We start from the raw sequence: 2,866 nt of genomic DNA on the forward strand, positions 1-2,866 counted from the left end.
CATTTAAACTGGCGGCGGTGGTCGACCGGCTGCCCAAGACCCGTTCCGGCAAGATCCTGCGCGGCACTATGGTGAACATCGCGGATGGCACCCCGTGGAAGATGCCTGCCACGATTGACGATCCGGCTGTCCTGGACGAAATCAAGGATGCCCTGCAAACCATCGGTTACGCCCGCTAAGCGCACGCCGGTTCCCTGCATGGAAGCCGCTAGGAAATCCCGTGATCTCCTAGCGGAGCGGGAAATATTGATGTCCGCCCACTAACCCCGTCTAGCTACCGCGCATCTTGTTCACTGCCCCGGCTGTAGCGGGGCAGCTTGTCTTTCAGCTCCAGCCAGCTCACATGGTCGGAGTGGAAGACATGGAACTTGGGGGGCACATCCCCAGGGCATTCCAGAGTTGCCGTGTACATATGGATGTTCACTGCATCCCGTGCGGTGCGATAGGCCATCTGGGTGCCGCAGGCACCGCAGAACAGCCGCTCGACACCGTCAGAGGAATTGTAGATTTGCGGCTTTGAACCGGACCACGCGACCGCCTCATGCGGCAGTCCGAAAAATGCGGTGACAGGTGCTGCGCAATTGCGGCGGCAATCGGCGCAGTGGCAGTAGCAGCTCCAAGCCGCCTCGGCCTGGCTCTCCCAATGCACGGCGCCGCAGTGGCAATGCCCTTTCATGGCTGATCCCCTTTGCTGGCCTCCCCGGATGGGCGGCCAGCGGAAATTCCCAGCCGCAGGATTAACCGTAGTGCGCCACCGGGGTGCCGGCAATGGCGGCCATGTTCAAAAGCCCGCGTGCGGTGATCGAAGGGGAAACGATATGGGCGCGGTTGCCCATCCCCATCAGGATCGGACCAACCTCCAGACCTCCCGCCCGCATCTTCAGGATATTGCGCACCCCCGAGGCGGCATCGGCATGGGCGAAGATCAGCACATTGGCCGCGCCCTCCAGGCGCGAATTCGGGAAGATTCGTTCGCGCAGCTCAGGATCCAGCGCGCAGTCGATGTTCATTTCGCCCTCATAGGCAAAATCCCGGCGTTTCTCGTCAAGGATCTCCAGCGCGGCGCGCAGCCGGCTGCCGGTATCGCAGGCGATATTGCCGAATTGCGATTGCGAGCACAGCGCAATCTTCGGATCCAGGCCGAAGCGGCGCACATGGCGGGCCGCGCCGATGACGGTTTCTGCGATCTGCTCGGGCGTCGGCTCGATCCGCACATGGGTGTCGGCGATGAACAGCGGCCCGTCCTCCAGGATCATCAGCGACAGCGCCCCGTGCGGCGAATAGCTGTTGCCGCCCAGAACCTGCTCGACATAGTTCATGTGCCAGCGGTATTCGCCAAATGTGCCGCAGATCAGGCTGTCGGCTTCGCCCCGGTGGACCATGATGGCGCCAATTGCGGTGGTGTTGGTGCGCATGATCGCCTTGGCCAGGTCAGGGGTCACACCGCGGCGCTGCATGACCTTGTGATAGCTGTTCCAGTAATCGTAGTAGCGGGGGTCGTTCTCCGGGTTCACCAGCTGAAAATCGCGCCCCGGCCGCACGTCCAGCCCCAGCCGCTCACAGCGGCGCTCGATCACTTCCGGACGGCCAATCAGGATCGGGGTCTCGGTGGTTTCCTCCAGGATCGCCTGGGCGGCACGCAGCACCCGCTCATCCTCGCCCTCGCTGAACACGATCCGGCGGGACGCGGCGCGGGCGGCCTCAAACACCGGGCGCATCAGCAGGGCAGATTTGAACACCGTCTGGTTCAGTTTCTGCTTATAGGCCTCGATGTCCTCAATCGGCCGGGTCGCCACGCCGCTGTCCATCGCCGCCTTGGCAACGGCAGAGGACACCACGGCCACCAGGCGCGGGTCGAACGGTTTGGGGATCAGGTAATCGGCGCCGAAATTCAGCTGCTCCCCTTTGTAGGCTGCCGCGGCTTCGGCACTGGTTGTGGCGCGGGCCAGTTCGGCAATACCTTCAACGCAGGCGATCTGCATCTGGTCATTGATCTCGGTTGCCCCCACATCCAGCGCGCCGCGGAAGATGAAGGGAAAGCACAGCACGTTGTTGACCTGGTTGGGAAAATCGCTGCGGCCCGTGGCGATGATCGCCTCGGGCGCCACCTTGCGCGCGGCCTCTGGCATGATCTCGGGTGTCGGGTTTGCCAGCGCAAAGATGATCGGGCGGTCTGCCATTTTTGCCACCATTTCGGGCTTCAGGACGTTCGGGCCGGAGAGGCCGAGGAACAGATCCGCCTCGTCCATCACCTCATCCAGCGTGCGTTTATCCGAAGCCTGGGCAAAGGCCGCCTTCTGCGGGTTCATGTCTTCTTCGCGGCCCTCATAGACCAAACCGTGAATGTCGCAGAGCCAGATATTCTCGCGCTTCACTCCCAGTTTCACCAGCATGTTGAGGCAGGCAATCCCCGCCGCACCGCCGCCGGTAGAGACGATCTTGATCTCCTCAAACGACTTTCCCGCCACATGCAAGGCGTTCGTGGCGGCTGCACCGACCACAATTGCCGTGCCGTGCTGGTCGTCATGAAATACCGGAATGTTCATCCGTTCGCGGCACAGCTTCTCCACCACAAAACAATCCGGTGCCTTGATGTCCTCCAGGTTGATGGCGCCGAACGTCGGCTCCAGCGAGCAGACGATATCTGCCAGCTTTTCCGGATCGCTTTCGTTCACCTCGATGTCAAAACAGTCGATGCCCGCGAAATTCTTGAACAGGACCGCCTTGCCCTCCATCACCGGTTTCGAGGCCAGCGCGCCGATATTGCCCAGCCCCAGCACTGCCGAGCCGTTTGTCACAACCGCTACCAGATTGCCGCGCGAGGTATAGCGCGCGGCATTGGCGGCGTCCGCTTTGATCTCGGTGC

General features: G+C 62.2%; 2 protein-coding genes. Both read right to left on the minus strand.

Annotated features, from left to right (window positions below; genetic code table 11):
• Positions 1-274 precede the first annotated feature (274 nt).
• A complete protein-coding gene (locus A2I95_RS29600) occupies positions 275-676 on the minus strand; it encodes a GFA family protein (protein WP_027259336.1) in 402 nt (133 codons plus the stop codon).
• 61 nt (positions 677-737) lie between these two features.
• On the minus strand, positions 738-2,866 hold a 2,129-nt coding region (locus A2I95_RS29605; RefSeq protein ID WP_291735634.1), incomplete at its 5' end, for an NADP-dependent malic enzyme.

Source organism: Leisingera sp. F5, from assembly GCF_001593695.1.